This is a genomic window from Pseudomonas sp. 5P_5.1_Bac1 (genome assembly GCF_025466015.1).
Classification (GTDB): Bacteria; Pseudomonadota; Gammaproteobacteria; order Pseudomonadales; family Pseudomonadaceae; genus Aquipseudomonas.
Genome location: NZ_JANLNX010000017.1, coordinates 53,866 through 76,838 on the forward strand (window position 1 = coordinate 53,866; position 22,973 = coordinate 76,838).

Consider the following 22,973-nt stretch of genomic DNA (forward strand, 5'->3'; position numbering starts at 1 on the left):
TGCCCTTTTCTCGACAGTCGTCTCCCGAATCGCGTGAGACAGGCATTCGTCCGGCGCCTAGCATAGCCCTCGCTTCACTCGATCCTGAACCCCCGTGAGCGCATTTCTTCGCCGGCCGCAGTGCCGACAGCGAATGCGCCGCGCCTTGCCCCGGAAGGTCCAGCATGTCCACCAGTAGTACCGCGTCATCCTTCTCCACCGCGTCGGTCGCGAGCCAGGCCAGCCCCTTGGTCATGCGCGTGATTGGCGCCTGCGCCCTGGCCCACCTGATCAATGACCTGATCCAGGCGGTGCTGCCGTCGATCTACCCGATCCTCAAGGCCAACTACGGCCTGAGCTTCACCCAGATCGGCCTGATCACCCTGACCTTCCAGCTCACCGCCTCGCTACTGCAGCCCTGGGTCGGCTACCACACCGACCGTCATCCCAAGCCCTGGCTGCTGCCGACCGGCTCGATCTGCACGCTGATCGGCATTCTGTTGCTGGCCTTCGTCGGCAGTTTCGAGTCGATCCTGATCGCCTCGGCGCTGGTTGGCATCGGCTCGTCGACCTTCCACCCGGAAGCCTCGCGTATCGCCCGGCTGGCTTCGGGCGGTCGCTATGGCCTGGCGCAATCGACCTTCCAGGTCGGCGGCAATGCCGGCAGCGCCTTCGGCCCGCTGCTGGCGGCGGCGATCATCATTCCCTATGGCCAGGGCCACACCGCCTGGTTCGGCCTGTTCGCGCTGTTCGCCATCGGCGTGCTCTACGGCCTGAGCCGCTGGTATCGCCAGCATCTGACGCTGTTCAAGCTGAAGGCCGGCAGCCAGGCCACCCACGGCCTGTCGAAAGGCCGGGTGACCTTCGCCCTGGTGGTCCTGGCGCTGCTGGTGTTCTCCAAGTACTTCTACATGACCAGCTTCACCAGCTACTTCACCTTCTACCTGATCGAGAAATTCGACCTGTCGGTGGCCAGCTCGCAGCTCTACCTGTTCCTGTTCCTGGGCGCGGTCGCGGCCGGCACCTTCTTCGGCGGACCGATCGGCGACCGTATCGGCCGCAAGGCGGTGATCTGGTTCTCGATCCTCGGCGCCGCGCCGTTCACCCTGGCGCTGCCTTACGTGGACCTGTTCTGGACCAGCGTGCTGAGCGTGGTGATCGGCTTCATCATGGCTTCGGCATTCTCGGCCATCGTGGTGTATGCGCAGGAGCTGGTGCCGGGCAATGTGGGGATGATCGCGGGAATCTTCTTTGGCCTGATGTTCGGCTTTGGCGGGATCGGCGCGGCGTTGCTGGGGTATCTGGCGGATATCCACGGCATCAATGAGGTGTACACGCTGTGCTCGTACCTGCCGTTGCTGGGGATCCTGACGATTCTGCTGCCTTCCACCAAAGGCGTGTGAAGCTCAGGGCCTCATCGTTGCGATGAGGCCCTGAGCCCGGCCTCAAGCGATATCCCGATCCTTGGTTTCCGGCAGGAAGAAGGTGCCGAGGATCGCCGTCATCACCGCAATGACGATCGGGTACCACAGCCCGTAGTAGATATCACCGGTCGCCGCGACCATGGCAAACGCCACGGTCGGCAGGAAACCGCCGAACCAGCCGTTGCCGATGTGGTACGGCAGCGACATCGAGGTGTAGCGGATCCGCGCCGGGAACAGCTCCACCAGCCAGGCGGCGATCGGCCCGTAGACCATGGTCACGTACAGCACGAGGATGGTCAGCAGCAACAGCACCATCGGGTAGTTGGTCTTGGCCGGGTCGGCCTTTTCCGGGTAGCCGGCGTCTTTCAGCGCGGTGCCGAGGGTCGCGGTGAAGGCGTCGTTGGTGGTCTTGAAGTCCGCCGCCGGCATGCCGGTGCCTTCGAAGCTGGAAATCACCTTGTCACCAATCCGGACCTGCGCCACCGTACCCGCCGCGGCTTTCTCGTTGACGTAGGGAATGGCTTTTTTCGCCAGCACGGTCTTGGCGAGGTCGCAGGAGCTGGTGAAACGCGCCTTGCCCACCGGGTCGAACTGGAACGAACACTGCGCGGGATCGGCGATCACCGTCACCGGGTTCTGCGCCTGGGCGCGGTAGATGTCGGGGTTACCGAACTCGGTCAGGCCCTTGAAGATCGGGAAGTAGGTCAGCGCCGCGAGGATGCAGCCGGCCATGATGATTTTCTTGCGGCCGATGCGGTCGGACAGGCTGCCGAACAGGATGAAGAACGGCGTGCCGATCAGCAGCGAACCGGCGATCAGCAGGTTGGCGGTTTGCGGGTCGATCTTGAGCATCTGCAGCAGGAAGAACAGCGCGTAGAACTGGCCGGTGTACCAGACCACCGCCTGCCCCGCCGTGCCGCCGAGCAGCGACATGATCACCACCTTGAGGTTGTCCCAACGGGCGAAGGATTCGGTCAGCGGCGCCTTCGACGCCTTGCCTTCGGCCTTCATCTTGTTGAACACCGGCGACTCGTGAAGCTGCATGCGGATGTACACCGAGACGATCAGCAGCAGGATCGACAACAGGAACGGAATACGCCAGCCCCACTCCTCGAAGGCCTCGGTGCCGAGCACCGTGCGGCAGGCGAGGATCACCAGCAGCGAGAGAAACAGGCCGAGGGTCGCGGTGGTCTGGATCCACGAGGTGAAGAAACCGCGCTTGCCGGGTGGCGCGTGCTCCGCGACGTAAGTCGCCGCCCCGCCGTACTCGCCACCCAGCGCCAGGCCCTGTAACAGGCGCAGGGTGACCAGGATGATCGGCGCCGCCACACCAATGGTGGAATAACTGGGCAACAGCCCCACCACGGCGGTGGAGACACCCATGATGACGATGGTGATGAGGAAGGTGTGCTTGCGCCCGATCATGTCGCCCAGGCGGCCGAAGAAAATGGCGCCGAACGGTCGCACCGCGAAACCGGCGGCGAACGCCATCAGAGCGAAGATGAAGGAGGTGGTTTCGTTGACGCCGGCGAAGAAATGCTTGGCGATGATCGCCGCGAGAGAGCCGTAGAGATAAAAGTCGTACCACTCGAACACCGTACCGAGGGACGAGGCGAAGATCACCTTGCGTTCCTCTTTGGTAATACCGCGCCTGGGCTCGCTGCCAGGGGTCGTACTGTCGACTGCCGCCATGATTTTCTCCGTCTTGTTCTAGTAGGCCGGAGCATCCCGCTATCCTTTCGCACGCACTCTGGCCAAGAGAGGCTGATGACTTCGGATCACGGACTGCGCCGGGCCTTTGGAACAGGCGGCGGCCTCGCGTTTTTGCACGCACGCTTGAAGCATAATCAGCCTTGGCGAGATATCCAGTCGCCATCACTGATGAAGGAGCAGCTCTTGCGCCTGGTGGCATGTGTAGGAGCGAGCTTGCTCGCGATAAGGCGTGTAAAAACGCGCTTTGGCTAGGATGTCAGAGCGGTGAGCGTTATCCATTCTGTTTGGCGAAGCCGCCGGCCCCTTTCGCCTCTGTGGGAGCCGGCTTGCCGGCGATAGCGCCCTCAACTCCCCCACACTTGCGCGAACGTAAAAAACTATCCGCCTCGCCCCCTAGACCCCACTCAACCCGCCAAGTGACGAAACACCGCCGCCGCAACAACCCCCGCAGCAATCGCCGGCAGCGGCTTCTTCACCAGCAGCATGACCACCGCCGTACTCGCCAGCGCCACCCGCGCACCGTTGTCGCCACTCACCGCCAGCGGCGTCAACACCGCCACCAGCACCGAGCCCGACATCGCGCCGATAAACTGCTGCACGCGGTGGCTGATGGGCACGAAGGACATCACGAACACCCCGCCCCAGCGCGTCGCCAGGGTCACCAGCGCCATGACCAGAATGATCAGCAGCGGGCCGTTGCCACTGGTTTCAATGCTCATTTTTCTTCTCCATCCACAGCGCCCCGACAATACCGCCGGCCAGCGCGCCGACCACCACATGACTGTTTTCCGGCAGATACCAATAGGCCAACAGCGCGGAACCGGCCGCCACAGCCCAGATCAGCAGCATGCGCAGGTTCTTCTGCCCGCCCACCACCATCGCCAGGAGGAAGCAGCCCATCACCATGTCCAGGCCCCAACTCACCGGGTCGCTCACCAGGTTGCCGAAATACAGGCCCAGCCAGGTGCCGAGAATCCAGGTGGTCCACAACGCGATACCGCCGCCCAACAGAATGCCCAGCCCCGGTTTGCCGGCGGACAGCGCCTGCATCGACATCGCCCAGTTGGCGTCCGACACCACCAGCATCACCCCGTAGCGCCGCGCGAGCGGCAGTTCACGCAGCCACGGATACAGCGTGGCGCCCATCAACAAGTGCCGGGCATTGATGGCGAACACCGTGACGATCAACGGCACCAGCGGCACCTGCGCGTCCCACAGGTCCAGCGCGGCGAACTGCGACGCGCCGGCGAACACCAGGGTGCTCATCCACATGATCGAAACGCCATCCAGCCCGGTCTGCGCCGCAGCCAGGCCAAAGGCCAGGCCGAAGACGACGACGAACATGGAAATGGGCAGCAACTGCTTGAAGCCGCCCCAGACTTCATTGAACCCCAGCTCCGTGGAGCCCTTGGCAACCGACAACACAACTACCTCCTCATCTGGCGATCTCTTGGATGGAACGCTACGTTCAAGCCTGTACGGACGCCGGCCACTATCCTCCAGACACACGTTCGCGAAAAGCGCATATTATTCGCCGCAGCTATTTGTTAATCGAATACGAGAGGCGGCTTTCCATGCAGGACCTGCAGATCGACTGGCTCAAATGCTTCGTCGCCGTGGTCGATACCGGCTCGTTATCCAATGCCGCGCCCGAAGTGCACCGCTCGCAGTCGGCGGTGAGCATGCAGTTGAAAAAGCTCGAAGCCGCGGTGGGCCGGCAACTGCTGGTGCGCGATTCGCGCCAGCAGCAACTGACGCCCGACGGCCAGGTGCTGCTGGGCTATGCCCGGCGCATCCTCGACCTGCACAGCGATGCCCAGCACGCCTTCAGCGGCAACGAACTGACCGGCCGTATCCGCCTCGGCGTGCCCGACGACTACGCGGCCAGGTACCTGACCCCGGTGCTCAAGCGCTTCGCCCTGCGCTATGGCGCGGTGGACATCGAGCTGGACTGCGAACAGTCCACCGCGCTGATCCCCCGGGTCGAGAACGGGGAGCTCGACCTCGCCCTGATCTCCCGTGATCACCCACGGCGCGGCACCTTGCTGTTTCATGAGCCGTTGGTGTGGGTCGGCTCGCCGCAGTTCGACGTCTGGCGCCGCGACCCGCTGCCCATCGCCACCTACGAAAGCACCAACCTGGCGCGGCGCTGCGCCATTCACTCTCTGGCGTTGCAGGGCCGCGATTACCGGGTGGTCTACAACAGTTCCAATTTGGCCGGGCAGATTGCCGCGGTGGAAAGCGGCCTGGCCGTCGCCGTGCTGACCCGCTGCAGCGCGCCGGAGCACTTGGAAATCCTCGGCGCGGAACACAACCTCGGGCCGCTGGAGCCCATGGAAGTGGCGGTGTACCGCAGCCGTGCTTCGCAGGGCTCGAAGCCGGTGGACAGCCTTTATGGGTTGTTGATCAAGACGTTGAGGGCGGGCAATCGCGAGCAAGCTCGCTCCTACCGGATGGCGGGCAGCGCGGAGTGAATCCGCGGGCGCGCGTTTGCTCGCGATGGGCCCGCTAATCCTTGCTCGCCAGCGCCAGCATCTCCAGCAACCTTTCCGGATAAACCGTCGCCCGCGTCGCGCGCAGTTCCTCCACCGACCACCAGTGATGCTCCGCCATCACCCGCGTCTCATGGTCGGTCCAGCCCGCGCGGGACAACTGCTGCGAAGACGCCCGCACGACAAAATACTGCTCCACCGAAATCACGTCCTCGCCGCTGGGCAGGCGCATGACGAAGCGCCGATCATCCACTGGCTCGCCAACGTCGCTGACCTCGATGCCGGTTTCCTCGAACAACTCACGAATCGCCGCCTGCCGGAAGCTCTCGTCCTGCTCCAGTCCGCCACCGGGCGTGGCCCAGTGATCCTTGCCCGCCAAGGCGTCGTCCGTGTGGACGAACCTGAACAGCAGCACTTCCTGACCCGGGCTGATAACCAGCAACCGCGCCGACTTTCTTTCACGCATGACGGGATTTCCCAGACTCGTTATTAGAAAAACTGATTTCGCATCCGCGCTATTCATCGCGGCTAATGCCGAGCGTGGTAATCGAACGGGTGATGGTCTGAACGAAGGACTCAACGGCCCTTGGTATGCGCGTCGAAATCCTCGAGCACTTTGAAGTGCTGGCGAACCCACTGCTGGCATTGTTTGCACAGCGGCTTGTACTGCACCGAATTACCGATGATTTCGTAGGACGCGATGGTGATCACATTCGCCCGCACCCCGTTCATCAACAGGTACAGGGCCAGGTTGCCTTCCGCGCAGTTGTGGGTGGCCCAGGTTTCGGCGGAAACGATCGCCGGTCCAGTGAGACGGCTGCGGTAGGTCACCAGATGCTGGTTGGCCATGGTGGTGAGCCGGGCCGTCACGTCGGCCGCGCTCAAGGTGCCGCCGCCGTGTCCTTCAGCGTTGAGCGTGGCACGCAACAGCTTGCGCCCGGTATCGCCGCTGATGCCGACGAAGGTCTTGCGCTCCTGAGCGTCGCGCGCCCGACCGCTGGATTCAGTCCTGCCCAGCGCAGACACCCCGACACAGACACAGGAAGGGTTGCCGTACTCGGCAAAGTACCCCTTCGCCAGATCCTTCATTTCCTTGATGACGTTCTTTCCGGTGATCGAGGTTTTCATACTGCGCGGTCCTTGATGTGGCTATCCAATGCCCAACAGTGCCGGCCCATTCGCACCCCGATACCACAGCGCGCCAAAAGCAGCCGCACAAGCGTTTGGCAATCTAACTGCATGGCCAATTGCTAGCAACGCTTATCTTGGCGGCGAGGAAAATGCACTATATTGGTGCCTTCACAAGGAGAAGTGGCATGGAATCGATTTATCTGGTGGTTGCCCTGGGGGCGGTGGTCGCGGGCTTCGTTCAGGGACTCTCCGGTTTTGCCTTCGGCCTGGTGGCGATGTCGTTCTGGGCCTGGGTGCTCGATCCAAGGCTGGCGGCCACCCTGGCCGTGTTCGGCGCCCTACTCGGCCAGATTGTCGCGGCGGTGTCGGTACGCCGGGGCTTCGATTTCAAGCAACTGCTGCCCTTCGTCCTCGGCGGCCTGCTGGGCATCCCGCTTGGCGTTGCATTGCTGCCGCAACTGAACATGGATTGGTTCAAAGCGATTCTCGGCACCCTGCTGGTGGTGTGGTGCCCGGTGATGCTGATGGCCCGGCGGCTGCCGGTCATCTCGTTCGGCGGTCGCCTGGCCAACGGCGGCGTCGGTTTCGCCGGCGGCATCATGGGCGGCCTTGGCGGCTTCACCGGCACCCTGCCGACGCTGTGGTGCACACTGCGCGGCTATGATCGCGACACCCAGCGCTCGATCATCCAGAACTTCAACCTGTCGATGCTGCTGGTGACCATGGCCACCTACCTCGGCACCGGGATCGTGACCCGCGACATGTGGCCCATGTTCGCCATCGTCGCCCCGGCCATGCTCATCCCCAGCTTCCTTGGCACCCGTCTGTATTTCGGCATCAGCGATGCACAGTTCCGGCAGATCGTGCTGAGCCTGCTTACGGCGTCCAGGGTCGCGCTGCTGGTGTCTTCCGTGCCCAGGCTTTGGTCTTAGGCTTTGTACGAAAAGTGCCTGCGCGACGATCATGCTGCGTTGAAAACAGGCTCGGAATGCTCATTGACAGCCAGTCAACTCCGCTTCCTCGCCTGTTTTCGCCTTGCCTGATCGCCGCTCGGCGACTTTTCGTACAAACCTTAAGCTTTACGGCGAACCAAAGCGAGATAGATCCCCGAGGGTGCCTTTGTCGGGTCAATGAAGTTAGCTGTCGCTGTCTCGCACAAGAGCACCGGCTCCATCACCAGCTCCAGACGCGGAGCATCGCCATACCAAGGGTCTTCGTCGTCCAGCGCGGCCGAGAACGCGCTCAGCAGGTCCTCGCGAGAATGAAACTCTGGATGGTAGGCATAGGCGCCCGACTGGCCATCATAGAAGCGCGAAAACACCAGCATGACGATGCCCCAGCGCTCCACGCTGTCATTGCAGGCAATACGCGGGATCGTCTTCGCCAGGTCCCGACGAATCTCCAGAATCTTGTGAAAAGCGTTCTTGTTGTTGTGAACCAGCTTGAATTCGATGGAAACCGACGGTTCCTCACCGCGCAGGTCCTGAATCCACAAGTCCACCTTGTAGCGTTCAGCAGCGATCAGCCAGCGAGGCACGTTGTTCCACTCGCCCAAACGCTCCTCCAGCCCGAACCTGACGCGGTTGATATCAAGCAATGCCGCGGACTCAAGACTGACCCAGAGTTCGGGAGCTACAGTGACAGCCAACGAAGACAACATCCGCCGCCGCTCATCCTGTTGAAAATGAGTGATCAGAAAATCGAAGAACGCGGGAACGAACGGCATCAGCCAACTCCTGTACGGCAAATTATCAAACCGCCACTATACGACCTCGTTCTGAACCCTGCAGGCCAGAACGTCCGGCAATGAAAACACCAGCCCCAAGGATGATCCATGGCCATCACCCACTCTTCCCACACGCAAAAGCGCCTGGCCGTCCTGATCGACGCCGACAATGCCGCGGCGAGCATCGTCCAGGGGCTGTTCGAGGAAATTGCCAAATACGGCATTGCCAACGTCAAGCGTATCCACGGCGACTGGACCGGCCCGCAACTGGGCGGCTGGAAAAAGGTGCTGCTTGAGCACTCCATCCAGCCTATCCAGCAGTTCGCCTACACCAAGGGCAAGAACGCCACGGACAGTTCGTTGATCATCGACGCGATGGACCTGTTGTACACCCGGCGTTTCGACGGTTTTTGCCTGGTGTCGAGCGACAGCGACTTCACCCGGCTCGCCTCGCGCCTGCGCGAGGAAGGCCTGACCGTCTATGGCTTTGGCGAGGAAAAAACGCCGAAGCCGTTCGTGGTTGCCTGCGACAAGTTCATCTACACGGAACTGCTGCACGAGGGCGTTCCCGGCACGCCGGGCAATGGCAACAGCCGCCCCGAGCCGGAAGCGGTGCCGACCCCGGAAGCACCGAAAAACGACAGCAAACCCACCGCCCGCAAACCACCCAAGGCCCCGGTGGGCTTCATCGCGAAGATCCTGGATGACATCGCCGACGAAGACGGCTGGATTCAACTGGGCGCGCTGGGCACCAACATCAGCAAGCTGCGACCCGACTTCGACCCGCGTACCCACGGCTACAAGAAACTCAGCGACCTGATCAAGGGGCACCCGGAGCATTTCGAACTGCAAACCCGGACAACCACGGGAACAGGCGGTTCGGTCATCTACGCCCGCCATCGGCAGGCAGACAAGGCCTGAGCGGGCGGGCGCAATACCCTTGTATTCCTTCTTGCTCGATCGTTGTCGCTAGGCTCGTTTGCCCAGTGATTCATCGAGGCAGCCCCTATGTCGAACCCGATCGACTCCATCACCGCGCCGGGCGAAAGCCCGGTGGCGGGCCCTACGCATTACGACGTGGTCAAAAGCATTGTTCCGCCCTGGCTGGCAAAAGCCCCTCGTGACGTACACCGAGCCGTGCGTGCAGCGGGGCCTGGGGCGGCGTCCTGGTTTGTGAAAGCCATGACCGATCAGCCGCAAATTGCCAGGCTGTTGCAGCAGGCCTATGTGGAACATCGCCATGCCGAGGGCGCGCTCACAACCCTGCTGGCGCGGATTCCCGACATTGAGGCGTTCGCCGAACCCTTGCTCAATGCCGCGATCCAGAAACAGTTCGGCCTGCGCCTCGACACGCGCACGACCTGGCTGTTTCATGCCGGGCGCGTGCAGGTCGATGATTCGTTCGTGGCTATCTCCAGGGACCCGCTCGTCGAGAGCTTCAAGGCGATGCGGGGCGCGACCCAGGATCTGCTGCGCGCCGCGCTGCAAAACTTCGAAGCCTGGGAGGCCGAGCCTGGCGGCATGCAGCAGTCCAGGCTGAAATCGAGCCTTTACGCCAAGGACGCCACGACAGAACAGCGCACGCCTGTCGCGATCGAGCCCGAGGCGTTCGCCGCACTCTGTCGCACCCTGGACCTCGGCGGGCAATACCAGAAGTTGATTGATTCGGTTCTTGATAACGCCGATGCCGGTAAAAAACACCGTGCCTTCGAGCGCTTCGAAACGTCCGCGCTGATGCTTCAGGCGCACACGGCGTACCTGAAAAGTGATATCGGGCAGACGATATACCACCGGTTATTGATGCACGTGTCTCGAATTGAAACCGACGCGATGGGCACCTCGCTGCGCTGCAGTTTTCTGAAGATGTGGAACATCGAACTGACCGGAATCGTGATCGCAGTTGAGTGCGGGCGGCAGTTTCAGCGAGTACTTGGCCAACCGGACTGGGTCCGTGATGTCTGCAAGAAAGCCATCCTCGTCTACATACCGGATGACCCCTTCCACCCGCTCAAGGAGTACGCGTCGTTCAAGCAGTTTCAGGAAGCCCTGCAAGACAAGCTGCTACAGCCGCAGTACCTGAAGTTTTTCGAGCGTTTCGTCCCCGCGCGGCATCGCAATGAAGTGTTCGGCAAGATCCGCTCGGCCTTCTACCCAAAGGTCTGGAACAGTGGCGGCTTCTACGAGGAACGCCAGGACAGCGATGCCCGCCTTGACCTCGGGACCCGGTTGTTTTCTGGCGATCTGGTCACGGGCATCGTCAAACAGAAAATCGCCGTGCTCAGGGACGATGCGCTGTTCCATGCGGTTCCGACCGCGAACGAAGACCAGAAGACCCGCGAAGGACGGCTGCGCTACTTCGCCGAAGTGGGCTTTGATGTGCTTAATGTCGCCGCCTTTGTGCTGCCGGGATTGGGTTGGGTGATGATGGCTGTCACCGCCGCGCAACTGGCGCATGAAGTCTATGAAGGGTTCTACAGCCTGAGCCAGGGTGATCGCGAGCAGGCGTGGAGTTACCTGATGGATGTGGTCGAGAACCTCGCCCAGATTGCCGCACTCGGCGCTCTCGCGGGCGCGGCGGCCGGGGCCGGGGTGCCCGCGCTGGAGATGCCCGTGGCAGTCGAGGAAATGCGGGCGGTGCGCCTGGGAGACGGTCGCCACCGGCTGTGGAAACCCGACCTGCGCCCCTTCGCCCACGACATCGTCCTGCCCGCGGGGCTCAAACCCAACGCGCTCGGGCTCTATAACCACCTCGGCAAGCAATGGCTACCCCTGGATGGAAGCACCTTCCGCGTCACATCCAACGCGGAGGGATCCGCGCATTTGCTGGAGCACCCGGACCGGAGCAACGCGTATCAGCCGACCTTGCGCAGCAACGGCGCCGGCGCCTGGTTGCATGAGGTGGACCGGCCGCTGGAATGGGAAGGCCTGACCCTGTTTCAGCGATTGGGGCCGTTGGCGGACGGGCTGTCGGAACAGACCGCCCACCGCATTCTCTTCGCCAGCGATACCTACCCGGCGCAATTGCGTCGTGCCCTGGCCGACAGTGAACGGCCACCGGCCCTGCTCATCGATGCACTGGAGCGCGTACGGCTCGAGAAGGAGCTGAGTTCGGTCGGCAGCGATTTGAGTTCCACGGGGCGGGCGGCGTTGTTCGCTGCCTGGTATGACGTACTGCAAGCGGGCGTGTCGGGCGAAGCGCGCTTGCTGATGGAAACGTTCACCGGGTTGCCCGCGGCCGTGGCCGAGGAGCTGCTGGCACATGCCGAGCCAAGTGAGCTGACGCAATTGAGGAATGAGCACAAGGTCGCGCTGCGACTGGCCGAAGAGGCCCGGGTCTATCAGCAGAAAGTGCGTCTGGCGCGGGCCTACGAAGGGTTGTACCTGGACTCGGCAAACACCGCCGACAGCGACAGGCTGGTGCTGCACAGTCTTGAAAACCTGCCGGGATGGACGCCAGAGGTTCGCCTTGAAGTCCGTTCGGGCGCCTTCGACGGCCCGTTGCTCGACCAAGTGGGCCCGTCGGACGCACCGATTTGCCGGGTGCTGCTCAAGGGCGACGAGGGCTATCAGGCCGTCAGCCCCGACGGTATGCCGGCCGAAGCGCCTCCTGATGATCTGTTTGCCGCGGTTCTCGACGCTCTCCCCCTGACGCAACGTGAAGCCCTCGGCCTCGTATCGGCCAGCAAGATGGCTTTCCGTCACCACCTCCAGGCGCAGCCACCGATCCCCCGGCAGCAGGCACGACAGGTGTTGCAGATGCAGCCGGGCCAGCCCGGCGCCCGTTCACCGATGCGCCTTGCCGATGGCCGTCTCGGCTACCCGCTGAGCGGCCGCGGCGCCCTGGCGGGCTATATCACCGAAGAGACCCTGCTGGACAAGATTCGTCAGCTCGCCTTCCTCGACGCCTTTGCCGAGGACATCCTCCGCGAGCTCTACAGCACCGGCCTTGGCCGGGCAGCCATCAGCGAGCGCCTGGACCAATTGCTCGATGAACAACGGGCGTTGCATCACAGCATGACGCAGTGGTGGCAGAACCTCGCGTCCACCAGCGAGCCGGGCTCGCGAGCCAGGAGCCGGGAGCGCATTGTCGAGGCGTTGTGGACGCATTGGCGAGGCAACAACCTCCCGGAGATCGGGCGAACCCGCCAGCCGTTGTGGCTGGCGTCGATATCGATAGCGGACTTTCCCGATCAATTACCGCAGTTCGTTTACGACCGCGTACAAGGGTTGGTGCTAAGGGACTTTACCGTGGAGGGGCCGAGGCTGATCACCGAGCCGGACGGACTGCTCAGGTACGAAGAAATGTTGCCGCAGTTCCTGCAGCGCTTCGGCAGGGTTCGGTCCCTGGAAATTCGCCACAGTATCGGCTGGCCAGTGGAGTCCCTGCCCCGGGTCGTGGCGATGAGTTACCCGCACCTCCGGCGCCTGCATCTGAATGACCTGCAACTGAGCCTGAACCAGCATGCGCTGCAGGCGCTGAGTGGCTTGCGCGAACTGGAGCACCTGGACCTCAGTGGCAATTTGCTCGTCGATGCGCCACTCACCTACGTCCCGGGCCTGAGCCCAAACTTCCTGGGCATGAACCTGAACTCCCTGGCGCTGGACCGCGTTGGCATGACGCGCTGGCCACAATGGCTCGACCACCAGATGCTAAGCCGAATCAGTATGCTGTCGCTGGTCGACAACCACCTTGTCGAATTACCCAGGCATATCCTGCAAAACGAAGCCAATGCGGCGCATCAAACCCGCATCTTCCTGCGCGGCAACCTGTTTTCACGCCAGGCGATCCTCAGTGCTCGCCTGGGCGAGGGCCGTGACAATCGTTTCAGCTTCGACCTGGATATTCCCGAGACGGTCCACGCCGAACTGAACATGCACTTGCACGGGCGCGCGCTGCTGAGCGAGGCCCTGGATATGTGGCGCGAAACCTCAAGCTCCGCGCAGCCGCTGACAGAGCAGCAGATTGCCGCGCGTCAAGGGATAACCGAGACCATCATGGATTTCTGGCGAGAGACCATGCAAAGCAACTACGCGCCTCTGCTGGAACTGGATTCACTCGAGCTCGATGATTTTCCGCAACGCTTGCCGGGTTTTTTCTATCAACGTGTACGTCTCATGGAACTGCTGCGCCCAAGAGGCACCCCTGAAGCGCTGAATCGCTTTCTTCTGGGCTTTCCGCACCTGGAACGGCTCGCCATCAGTGGTTACGAGCAACAGATGACCGAACTACCTGGCGCACTGCGAGCAATGCAGGGCCTGAGCAGCCTGGCCTTGACCCACCTCGGTCTACGCGTCGACCAGGCGATGATGGCGATGCTCACCGAGTTGCCCCAGCTCGCATCGCTTGAGCTCGACGGCAATAGATTGGGCGAGATCACTGGCGTGTCGGGTTTCACCGGTCGAGAATTCAACCTGCTGAGCCTGAACGCGATGCACATCGAAACCTGGCCGGCATGGCTCGACGCGCTGCTTCCGGGGCGGGTGGATTTCCTCAGTCTGGATGACAACCTGCTCACCGAGCTGCCTGACTACTTGCTGGACAATCATCGCAACCCCCACGCCTTCACCGAAATCTCGCTGTTCAACAACCCGTTGACCTACGACACCCGGCGCCGCGCCTATGTCTCGATCGCAGATAACCGGCCCTTCTTGTTCGAAATGGATTTCCCCGAAGACGTCCGGCAACTCCACGCCGAGTCGCACTCGTCGGACTCGGACGAGTTTGTCGCAAGCCCGGCGCACACCCACAGCACTGGAGTGAGCTCCGAAGAGGAAGAACATTCGGTCAGTTACTGGCTAACCGACAACGTGGACGAAAACGAAATGCGCCGTGCCACATGGCAGCAGCTCGACCACGCCGGTGATGCCACCGATCTGGTGCAGATGATCGGACGTCTACGGCACACCGCCGACTATCGCAGCAACAGCACGCGGTCAGAACTGATCGCACGTGTGTGGCGAGTCCTCGATGCCACGGTTCAGGATGTCGAACTGCGCCTGACCCTCAATGGCATGGCGCAAGAACCCCTGCGCCAACTCAGGAGCTATGACACCTGCCCCGACGGTATCCGCCTGGAATTCAACCAGATGGAAATCCAGGTCTTTACCCGCCAGTCATTGCTGGAGGTGCCGGAGCACCAGCGCGGCCCGACGCTGTATCGACTGACCCGGCGCCTGTACCGCTTGCAGGAGCTGGACACGATTGCCCGCGAGGAGGCCGGTGCCCGGGATGAAGCAGAGGTGCGCCTGGCCTATCGCTTGCACTGGGCTGAGGAACTTAACCTGCCGCTGCCACCCGGGCGGATGCTTTACCGCGCCGCGGCCAGTGTCCGACAGGCAGAACTGGGCCGGGTCCTGGACAGAGTCCTGGAGGGCGAGAGAGGGCAGCCATTTCTGGCCTACGCCGCGCAGCGGGACTTTTGGGTTGCGTACCTGCGCGAGGTGTATGCCGAGCGCTTTAAAGCGCTCAAGGAAGCGTTCGAGGCGCAGGTGCTGGAGCTGCTCGACTTGTATCCGGACGACGAGGCGCAGCGTTCGAGCGAGCGGATCCAGGTGCTGGAAGCGCAGCTCCAGCAGGATGAGCGCAACCTCATAGAGGAACTGACCAATCGCGAAGGCCTGGCTGGCGATTAAGCCTGTACGCCATGCATCGGGCTCGCGGGCAAGGTCCGGAACGGCCGGCGCGGTCACGCGGGCAGTGTCGCCGAGACCTTGCTCAACAACATCCGCGCCACGCCGGCCATTTCCGGGTCGGCGGAGGTCGCGAGCAGTTCCATGCCGAGGGCCAGGGCGTCCAGTTCGATGCGACTGAGGTGCAGCGGTGGCAGCTCGACATCGGCCGCCAGGGCGTAGCCGACACCGGTGGTGCCGTAGACGGGGACGCCACTCAGGGACAACTCGTCGATATAGCGGTAGATCGAGCGGGCCGACACCCCGAGGTGCTCGGCGAGGCGTTCGGCGGTGATGGGTTGGTGAACACCGATGAGGTTCACCAGTTGAAACAGACGATCGGCCTTGTGCATGGGGATTACCTGCTGCCAGGAGTCGGTTGAGCCACGGCGACCCCGCGGGCAATCCGCTTGCCGCCCTGCACCGCCACCTCCTGCGCCTGACCGTCACGCTGCTTGCCCTGCCGCGCCTGGCCCACCAGCCGGGGAATCAGGTCGCCTTCCGGCAGGTTGCGCCAGAAGCGTCCGGGCATGTGCTGGCGCAGGGCATCGGGATTGACCCGGGCCGGGTTGAAGGTGTGTCGGTAGTACGTGCGCCACAGCTCGGCGTCGGGGTCTTCGGCGTGCTGCGCCCACTGGCGCCAGTCCTCGGGACACTGGCGGCGATAGTCCAGCGTCTCGCCATCGAAGCGGATGCCGTCCCGTGGCGTCGCGATCAGCCAGCGCTGGCGGCCCAGGCGGTCAGCGAAGTGGTCACTCGCGCTTTCGAGGATGTCATGGGCCGGCTCATGCCAGGCCACCAGGTCCAGTTGCAAGTGCTCGGCCAGGGGGTCGGGAAGCGGGACGAAACGCACGAATGCGTGCAGGTGATGGGCTTCGCGGGTGACCTGCTTGATCCGCCGCTGCAGCTCGCTGCCCAGGCGGTCGCCGGCCAGCATCGCGGTGCGATCGCCATGGGCCACGCGCCAGAGCACTTCATACAGCAGGCTCCAGCGTTGCTCGCCCTGGTAGCGGGCCGCCAGTTGCAGGTGCGCCAGCAATTCCGCCGGCACCCGCGCCCGAAACGGTCCGGCCCCGGCCGGCAGCGCCTCGGGAGTGGCCAGCAGGTCCTGCATCGGGCCCTGGCTCCAGGTCACCTCGGCGGGGTCGATGCCATGGCCGAGCAGGTTGCGCGCCTGCTCGCGCCAGGTGTCGAAGTGGTCGTCGCACTCCAGCGCGATCATCCCCACAGCCCCATTTGCACCGGTGCTTGCGGCTCACGCAGGCGGGCGCGCAGCAGGCCGCTGCGCATCTCCGCCAGCGCCGGGCGGTAGTCGCTGGTGACGATGAAGGGCCGGGCCTTGTCGAGCACGCAGCGCAACTGGATCAGGTCGTCGTAGCGCACCCGCCGCTCGCGCCGCAGGGCCACCAGCCGCTGCACGCTGCGCAGGCCGATGCCGGGGATGCGCGCCAGCAAGGCCGGCTCGGCGCGATTGATGTCCACCGGGAACACCTCGCGGTTGGACAGCGCCCAGGCCAGCTTGGGGTCGATGTCCAGGGCCAGGTTGCTCGACTCGCTGAGCAGTTCGCCGGCTTTGTAGCCGTAGCCGCGCATGAGGAAATCGGCCTGGTACAGCCGGTGCTCGCGCAACAGCGGTGGCGCGGCCAGCGGCACGCTGTCGGGGCTGTCGGGGATCGGGCTGAACGCCGAGTAATAGACGCGCCTGAGGCCGTAGCCCTGGTACAGCGACTCGGCGTTGCACAGGATGGAGCGGTCATCCGAGGCGTCGGCGCCGACGATCATCTGCGTGCTCTGCCCCGCCGGGGTAAAGCGTGGCGCCCTCGCCTCGCCGGCCACGGCTTGCTGGCCTCGGTGAATGGTGCCCATGGCCTGGCGGATGGTGCTGACCTGCTTTTCCGGGGCCAAACGCTTGAGGCTGGCGTCGCTGGGCAGTTCGATATTGACGCTGAGGCGATCGGCCAGGCGCCCGGCTTCCTCGATCAACAGCGGATCGGCGTCGGGGATGGTCTTGAGGTGGATGTAGCCGCGGAACTGGTGCTCCTCCCGCAGCAGCCGCGCCACCCGCACCAGTTGCTCCATGGTGTAGTCCGCCGAGCGGATGATGCCGGAGCTGAGGAACAGCCCGCTGACGCAGTTGCGCCGGTAGAAATCCAGGGTCAGGCGCACCACTTCCTCGGGCGTGAAACGCGCCCGCGGCACATTGCTGGAACGGCGGTTGATGCAGTACTGGCAGTCGTAGAGACAGAAGTTGGTGAGCAGCACCTTGAGCAGCGAAACACAGCGCCCGTCGGGGGTGTAGCTGTGGCAGATGCCCATGCCGTTGGTGGCGCCGAGCCCGTCGCGGCCCTTCGAACTGCGCTTGGGCGCGCCGCTGCTGGCGCAGGAGGCGTCGTACTTGGCGGCGTCGGCGAGGATGCCGAGCTTGGCGATGAGTTGCATGGGCCGGCTCTCGAAATACTGAATATCCATACAGTATTTCGAGCGTCGCGCTTATGCAAGCACCCGTCGTCGCGCGGCGGAAATCAGAACTCGCCCTTGAAGCCCATGTTCCAGGACGTGCGCAGCGCGGCTTTCTTCAGGGCGCGAACCTGTTCCGGATCGATCTCGCGGTGGATGTCCTGCACCGTCGCCACCAGCGCGAGGGTGCCGATCAGTTCTCCATTGATGCCCATGATCGGCGCGGCGATAGCCGAGATGCCCTGGGTTTCTTCCTCGACCGCCGCCGCCCAGCCCTGGTTGCGGGCCTGTTCCACCTGTTGCGTCAGGGTCGGCAGGTCGGTGATGGTGAAGGGTGTTACGGCCGGCAATTGCGCACCGAGCTGCTCCACCTTCAAGTGCCGGGCAAAGGCCAGCGCGACCTTGCCCTGGGCGTTGCAATGCAACTGCAGCTCGGTGCCATGGCGCACGCCGATTTCCAGGGTGGACTTGCCCAACTGGGTTTCCACCACCATCAAGCGCCGCCCCTGCAGTACCGACAACACCACCGACAGGCCGAGCTCATCGCGCAGGTCGCGAATGGCGTCGGCCGAGGCGCTGAGTACGTCGACCCCGCTCGCCGCCACCCGGCCCAGCACATAGGCCTGGATGCCCAGCCGATACCGTGAGTTCTGCGGGTTCTGGCTCAGGTAGTCGCGATCGACCAGGGTTTTCAGGTGGCGGAACACCGAGCCCTTGGTGGTCCCCAATTGCACCGCCAGCTCGCTGACGCCGATTTCACCATCGGCTCCCGCCACCCGTTCGAGCACGTCGAGGGCCAATTGCACCGACCTGACGCCACCTTGTTTCACTTCTTCGCTCATCGAAGATCCTTGCTGCCTGGTTCAAGTGCCAGAGAGTAGCTGCTCGCGGTAAGGAGATAAAGCCTCTGTTCGCACAGGCGAAACGCCATTATGAAAAGGCTTGGTTCTTGCAGGTTTGGGTTTTGTAGTTTCTTGCGCTTACAGATTTGCTCGGCAAGGGTAGCGAGTTGGGGATTGGGGAATGGCGAACAAGTGCTAGCCGGCGGTTTTCAAGCGCTCTTGAAATCGAGCGCCGCCCGCGCGGCGCATCGCGAGCAAGCTCGCTCCTACATCGGTTGCAACGCGCATATGTCTGCCAGGCCATAGTTGCCCGCCTTGCCTGTAGGACGCAGTATCAAGTCAATCCCAACCGCTTTCACGCGATGGATCATCAAACGCCCAAAGGCTGGCAACCCGAATCCCACAGGCCATGGCACGTTGCAACCGATGTAGGAGCGAGCTTGCTCGCGATGCGCCGTGCGGACGGCGCTCGATCTCATGGGCACTGCAACTCAAACGGCATGCACCAGAACACTACAACGAAACACTGTTCCTCTGTGCGAAACACAAAACATTTGACGCAATCAAAAAATGCTCGTAAAAATGGAACCACGTAACGCATACGCATACAGCTCAACAAGAGGATGACGTCATGACTGCTCGCGGTTCGGCTCTGGCCCAACGAGATATCGCCCACCATCTCCACCCCCAGACCAACCTTCGCCTGCACGAACAGGTGGGCCCGCTGGTGATGGAACGTGGCGAGGGGATTTATGTGTTTGATGAACACGGCCAGCGTTTCATCGAGGGGATGTCGGGCCTGTGGTGCGCAACGCTGGGCTTCAGCCAGCCGCGCCTGGCGCAGGCGGGTTACGAGCAGTTGCTCAAGCTGCCTTATCAACAGACCTTCGCCCACCGCAGCCACGGCCCGGCCGCGGATCTGGCGCAAGCGCTGGCCGAACGCGCACCCGCCGGCCTGAACAAGGTGGTGTTCCAGAGCTCCGGCTCCGAAGCCGTCGATACCGCGATCAAGTTCGTGCGCTACTACCACACGGCGATCGGCAAACCCGGCAAGACCCGCCTGATCGCCCGTCAGCGCAGCTACCACGGCACCACCCTGGCCGCCGCCAGCCTGACCGGCCTGCCAAACATGCACACCGGCTGGGGCGAGCCGCTGGCCGACGTGATCCATGTCCGTTGCCCACACCTGTATCGCCAGGGCCTGCCCGGCGAAAGCGAAGAAGCCTTCGCCACGCGCCTGGCCGAGGAACTGGAACAGAGCATTCTCGACGCCGGCCCGGACACCATCGGCGCCTTCTTCGCCGAGCCGGTGATGGGCACCGGCGGCGTCATCCTGCCGCCCGCGGGTTACTTCGCCAAGGTCCAGGCGGTGCTGCGCAAATACGACATTCTGATGGTCGCCGACGAAGTGATCTGCGGCTTCGGTCGCACCGGCCATTACTGGGGTTGCCAGGCCATGGGCATCGAGCCGGACATGCTGACCTGCGCCAAGGGGCTGTCCGCCGCGTTCCAACCGATTTCCGCGCTGCTGATCAGCGACCGCATCTATCAGGTGATCGCCGACCAGAGCCAGGCACTCGGCGGCCTCGGCCACGGCTACACCTACGGCGGTCACCCGGTGGCGGCAGCGGTGGCGCTGGAAACCCTGCGTTTATATGACGAGCTGGATATCGTCGCCCACGTTCGCGAAGTCGCCCCGGCGTTCCAGGCCGGCATCCAGGCGCTGGCCAGTCATCCGCTGGTGGGCGAGGCCCGCGGCATCGGCCTGATGGCGGCGCTGGAGTTCGTCGCCGACAAGGACACCCGCCAGCCTTTCGCGCCGACGCTGAAAATCGCCCAGCAGGTGAGCAACGTCCTGCAACGCAACGGCATCCTCCTGCGGGCATTGGGCGACACCCTGGTCATGGCACCGCCGCTGATCGTCGATGCCGACCAGATCCAGACTATTCTCAAAGCGCTGTCCCAGGCGCTGGACGAAGTGCTGGCAGGTATTCGTCCATGAATCTCCAGACCCTTCGTCCATTGCCCAAGGCCGATATGCCCCCGCCACCCACCGTTGAATCCGATACCGCCAACGCACCGGTGCTGGTGCGCTTCGAACAGGTGCACAAGACCTACGACGAGCGTTCCTGGGTGGTCAACGACCTGCACCTGGACATCCGCCAGGGCGAGTTCCTGTCCCTGCTCGGCCCCAGTGGTTCGGGCAAGACCACCACGCTGATGATGCTCGCCGGTTTCGACGCCCCGGACCGCGGGCGCATCCTCATGGACGGCAACGACATCAGCAAGCTGCCGGCCTACAAGCGCGACATGGGCGTGGTGTTCCAGAGCTACGCGCTGTTCCCGCACATGAGCGTGGCGCAGAACGTCGCCTTCCCGCTGAACCTGCGCAAGGTGTCCGCCGCCGAATGCCGCAGCCGGGTTCAGGAGGCCCTGGCCCTGGCGCGCCTCGAAGGTTTCGAGGACCGTCGCCCCGGCCAGTTGTCCGGCGGCCAGCAACAGCGCGTGGCGCTGGCCCGCGCCCTGGTTTATCGCCCGCGAATCCTGCTGATGGATGAACCTTTGGGCGCGCTGGACAAAGCCCTGCGCGAGCACATGCAACTGGAGCTCAAGGCCATCCATAAACAGTTGGGCATCACCTTCGTCTACGTCACCCACGACCAGGACGAAGCGATGACCCTGTCCGACCGGGTGGCGGTGTTCAACGAAGGCAAGATCGCCCAGATCGACCGCCCCGAGACACTCTACAGCCGCCCGGCGACCCGCTTCGTCGCCAACTTCCTGGGCGAGACCAACCTGCTCGAAGGCACGCTGGTGTCCCGTTCCGGCAGTCAGGCCCAAATACGCCTCGACGAAAGCGGCACCCTGCACGAGGCCCATTGCAGCGACGAGCACCTGGCCGTCGGTGACGGCGCCGCGCTGGCCATCCGCCCGGAAAACCTGCGTCTGGCGGCGCCGGGAGAGCCGGCGGTCAGCGCGTTCGTGATCGACAGCATCTTCCACGGCGCGCACTGCAAGTTGCGCCTGCGCATGGACCGTGGCACGGAGTTGGCGATGACCTACAACCCCGGCAGCCTCGGGCGCGCCGCGCCGCTGCCCGGCGAGAAGGTCGCACTGGCCCTGCCCTCGTCTCAGGCGATGATCCTGCGTTAACGCCAAATCATAAAAACAAGCGCATCGAGACGATGAGTTTCTCTTTCACTGCCAACGAACAATCATTCCAAAAGGCTGGGAGTCACATCATGAACACACCCCGTACCGTCCGCGGCTTTACCCTTGCACTGTGCGGGCTGGCGCTGCTCGCCGGCACTGTGCAAGCCCGTGACCTGACCGTCGCCTCCTGGGGCGGCGCCTACCAGGATGTACAACGCAAAATCTTCTTCCAGCCCTACAGCCAGGCCAGCGGCAGCAAGGTGGTGGAAGACAGTTGGGAAGGCGGCATCGGCCTGCTGCGCACTCGCGCCGAGGGCGCCGACAGCGGCTGGGACCTGGTGCAGGTCGAGGCCGAAGACCTGCAACTGGGCTGCGGCGAAGGGCTGTTCGTCGCGCTGGACTACACGCGCATCGGCGGCAAGGACAACTACATTCCCAGCGCGGTGAGCGAGTGCGGGGTCGGCAACGCGGTCTACAACTTCGTCCTCGGCTACGACACCAGCAAGGTTTCCCGCGCCCCCAGCGGCTGGGCCGATTTCTTCGACACCAAGACCTTCCCCGGCAAGCGCGCCCTGCGCCAGGGCCCCAAGGGCAACCTGGAAATCGCCCTGATGGCCGACGGCGTCGCCCCCGCCGACGTCTACAAAACCCTCAATACGCCGGGCGGCGTGGAACGCGCCTTCAAGAAACTCGACAGCCTCAAGGGCCAGTTGCTGTTCTGGAAAGCCGGCGGCCAGCCCATGCAGTTGCTGGCCTCGGGCGAAGTCGCCATGACCACCTCGTACAACGGCCGGGTGACCAACGCCATCCGCCAGGACCACAAACCGTTCGGGCTGGTCTGGAACCAGTCGCTGCAGACCATGGATAGCTGGGTCATCCTGGCCAACTCGCCCAATGTCGACCAGGCCTACGCACTGCTCGACGTGATGGGTAAAGGCGAGCACCAGAAAGCCTGGCCGGCGCTGCAGCCCACCGGTATCACTTCGGTCCGGGGCATCGCCGACACCGACCCCGCCGCCATGGTCGACTCGCCCAGCGCACCGCAGAACAGCGCCAATGTGCTGGTGCTCAATGATGGGTTCTGGGTGGACCGCATCGACGAACTGAACGCCAAGTGGACCGCCTGGTCCGCTCGCTGATCCCGATCGAGGATTCGACATGAGTGCAATCGCCCTCGACACCGCCCCGCCCGTGGTCGCGCGCAAGGACCGCGCCGCCCTGTGGCGGGCCTACGGTCTGCTGGCGCCGCTGGTGGTGTTTCTGCTGCTGACGTTCGTCGGCCCCATCGGCACGCTGCTGTGGCGTGCCGTCGCCGACAACGAACTGCCCCAGGCCCTGCCGGCCACGGCGCAGGCCGTCGCCGACTGGGATGGCACCTCGGCGCCGG

18 protein-coding genes and 1 pseudogene are annotated in these 22,973 nt (G+C 63.6%); 9 read left to right on the forward strand and 10 right to left on the reverse strand.

Features of this window, described 5'->3' with window-relative positions; all coding sequences use genetic code 11:
• The first annotated feature begins 164 nt into the window (after nt 1-164).
• The gene (locus NTD82_RS03160; protein WP_262127706.1) at nt 165-1,382 is read left to right on the forward strand and encodes an MFS transporter; all 1,218 of its coding nucleotides are present in this window, start codon (nt 165-167) and stop codon (nt 1,380-1,382) included.
• A gap of 42 nt (nt 1,383-1,424) precedes the next feature.
• Here NTD82_RS03160 and NTD82_RS03165 read toward each other — a convergent pair whose 3' ends face one another.
• The 3 genes from NTD82_RS03165 to NTD82_RS03175 form a co-directional block, all read right to left on the reverse strand.
• The gene (locus NTD82_RS03165) at nt 1,425-3,095 is read right to left on the reverse strand and encodes an MFS transporter (protein ID WP_095158827.1); all 1,671 of its coding nucleotides are present in this window, start codon (nt 3,093-3,095) and stop codon (nt 1,425-1,427) included.
• 425 nt (nt 3,096-3,520) lie between these two features.
• A complete protein-coding gene (locus NTD82_RS03170; RefSeq protein WP_262127707.1) occupies nt 3,521-3,835 on the reverse strand; it encodes an AzlD family protein in 315 nt (104 codons plus the stop codon).
• On the reverse strand, nt 3,825-4,541 hold the full coding sequence (locus tag NTD82_RS03175) for an AzlC family ABC transporter permease (RefSeq protein ID WP_262127708.1): 717 nt from the start codon (nt 4,539-4,541) through the stop codon (nt 3,825-3,827). Before NTD82_RS03175 ends, NTD82_RS03170 begins: the two co-directional genes overlap by 11 nt.
• 149 nt (nt 4,542-4,690) lie before the next feature.
• Here NTD82_RS03175 and NTD82_RS03180 point away from each other — a divergent pair, with 149 nt between their 5' ends.
• Nucleotides 4,691-5,590: a LysR family transcriptional regulator gene (locus NTD82_RS03180; RefSeq protein WP_262127709.1), complete on the forward strand. Its 900-nt coding sequence runs from the start codon at nt 4,691-4,693 to the stop codon at nt 5,588-5,590.
• Nucleotides 5,591-5,624: 34 nt separating this feature from the next.
• Here the strand turns inward: NTD82_RS03180 and NTD82_RS03185 are convergent, their stop codons facing one another.
• Together NTD82_RS03185 and NTD82_RS03190 are read right to left on the reverse strand one after the other, a co-directional pair.
• Entirely contained in the window at nt 5,625-6,074 is a 450-nt protein-coding gene (locus NTD82_RS03185) for an NUDIX hydrolase (protein WP_095158824.1), read from the reverse strand.
• Nucleotides 6,075-6,184: 110 nt separating this feature from the next.
• Nucleotides 6,185-6,736: a hypothetical protein gene (locus NTD82_RS03190; RefSeq protein ID WP_262127710.1), complete on the reverse strand. Its 552-nt coding sequence runs from the start codon at nt 6,734-6,736 to the stop codon at nt 6,185-6,187.
• A 188-nt stretch (nt 6,737-6,924) separates the two neighbouring features.
• Here NTD82_RS03190 and NTD82_RS03195 point away from each other — a divergent pair, with 188 nt between their 5' ends.
• Nucleotides 6,925-7,671 carry a sulfite exporter TauE/SafE family protein gene (locus tag NTD82_RS03195; protein WP_262127711.1) on the forward strand — a complete coding sequence of 249 codons (747 nt, stop codon included), beginning with the start codon at nt 6,925-6,927 and terminating at the stop codon, nt 7,669-7,671.
• Nucleotides 7,672-7,811: 140 nt separating this feature from the next.
• Here NTD82_RS03195 and NTD82_RS03200 read toward each other — a convergent pair whose 3' ends face one another.
• Nucleotides 7,812-8,465 carry a hypothetical protein gene (locus NTD82_RS03200; RefSeq protein ID WP_262127712.1) on the reverse strand — a complete coding sequence of 218 codons (654 nt, stop codon included), beginning with the start codon at nt 8,463-8,465 and terminating at the stop codon, nt 7,812-7,814.
• A gap of 108 nt (nt 8,466-8,573) precedes the next feature.
• On the opposite strand from NTD82_RS03200, the gene NTD82_RS03205 reads away from it, so the two are divergent.
• Together NTD82_RS03205 and NTD82_RS03210 are read left to right on the forward strand one after the other, a co-directional pair.
• Complete coding sequence (locus tag NTD82_RS03205; protein ID WP_262127713.1) at nt 8,574-9,386, forward strand: NYN domain-containing protein; 813 nt, start codon at nt 8,574-8,576, stop codon at nt 9,384-9,386.
• A gap of 87 nt (nt 9,387-9,473) precedes the next feature.
• Nucleotides 9,474-15,098, forward strand: coding sequence for an NEL-type E3 ubiquitin ligase domain-containing protein (locus NTD82_RS03210; protein WP_262127714.1), 5,625 nt, complete (start codon nt 9,474-9,476; stop codon nt 15,096-15,098).
• Nucleotides 15,099-15,151: 53 nt separating this feature from the next.
• On the opposite strand, the gene NTD82_RS03215 is transcribed toward NTD82_RS03210, so the two are convergent.
• From NTD82_RS03215 to NTD82_RS03230, 4 genes are all read right to left on the reverse strand, one after another.
• A complete protein-coding gene (locus NTD82_RS03215; RefSeq protein ID WP_262127715.1) occupies nt 15,152-15,487 on the reverse strand; it encodes a helix-turn-helix transcriptional regulator in 336 nt (111 codons plus the stop codon).
• A gap of 5 nt (nt 15,488-15,492) precedes the next feature.
• On the reverse strand, nt 15,493-16,362 hold the full coding sequence (locus tag NTD82_RS03220) for a TIGR03915 family putative DNA repair protein (RefSeq protein WP_262127716.1): 870 nt from the start codon (nt 16,360-16,362) through the stop codon (nt 15,493-15,495).
• Nucleotides 16,353-17,573 (reverse strand): putative DNA modification/repair radical SAM protein, encoded by a 1,221-nt coding sequence (locus tag NTD82_RS03225; protein WP_262127717.1) that lies wholly within the window; start codon nt 17,571-17,573, stop codon nt 16,353-16,355. The genes NTD82_RS03220 and NTD82_RS03225 overlap by 10 nt, the downstream gene beginning before the upstream one ends.
• Nucleotides 17,574-17,656: 83 nt before the next feature.
• Nucleotides 17,657-18,433, reverse strand: a complete 777-nt coding sequence (locus tag NTD82_RS03230) for an IclR family transcriptional regulator (protein WP_262127718.1) — start codon at nt 18,431-18,433, stop codon at nt 17,657-17,659.
• A gap of 631 nt (nt 18,434-19,064) precedes the next feature.
• Between NTD82_RS03230 and NTD82_RS03235 the strand changes: the two genes are divergently transcribed.
• The 4 genes and pseudogenes from NTD82_RS03235 to NTD82_RS03250 all read left to right on the forward strand — a co-directional run.
• Nucleotides 19,065-20,435 (forward strand): aminotransferase, encoded by a 1,371-nt coding sequence (locus NTD82_RS03235; protein WP_262127719.1) that lies wholly within the window; start codon nt 19,065-19,067, stop codon nt 20,433-20,435.
• Nucleotides 20,432-21,586 (forward strand): ABC transporter ATP-binding protein, encoded by a 1,155-nt coding sequence (locus NTD82_RS03240; RefSeq protein ID WP_262127720.1) that lies wholly within the window; start codon nt 20,432-20,434, stop codon nt 21,584-21,586. Before NTD82_RS03235 ends, NTD82_RS03240 begins: the two co-directional genes overlap by 4 nt.
• 89 nt (nt 21,587-21,675) lie before the next feature.
• Complete coding sequence (locus NTD82_RS03245; RefSeq protein WP_262127721.1) at nt 21,676-22,725, forward strand: ABC transporter substrate-binding protein; 1,050 nt, start codon at nt 21,676-21,678, stop codon at nt 22,723-22,725.
• 19 nt (nt 22,726-22,744) lie between these two features.
• Nucleotides 22,745-22,973 (forward strand): annotated as a pseudogene (locus NTD82_RS03250) (ABC transporter permease); the annotation flags it as partial.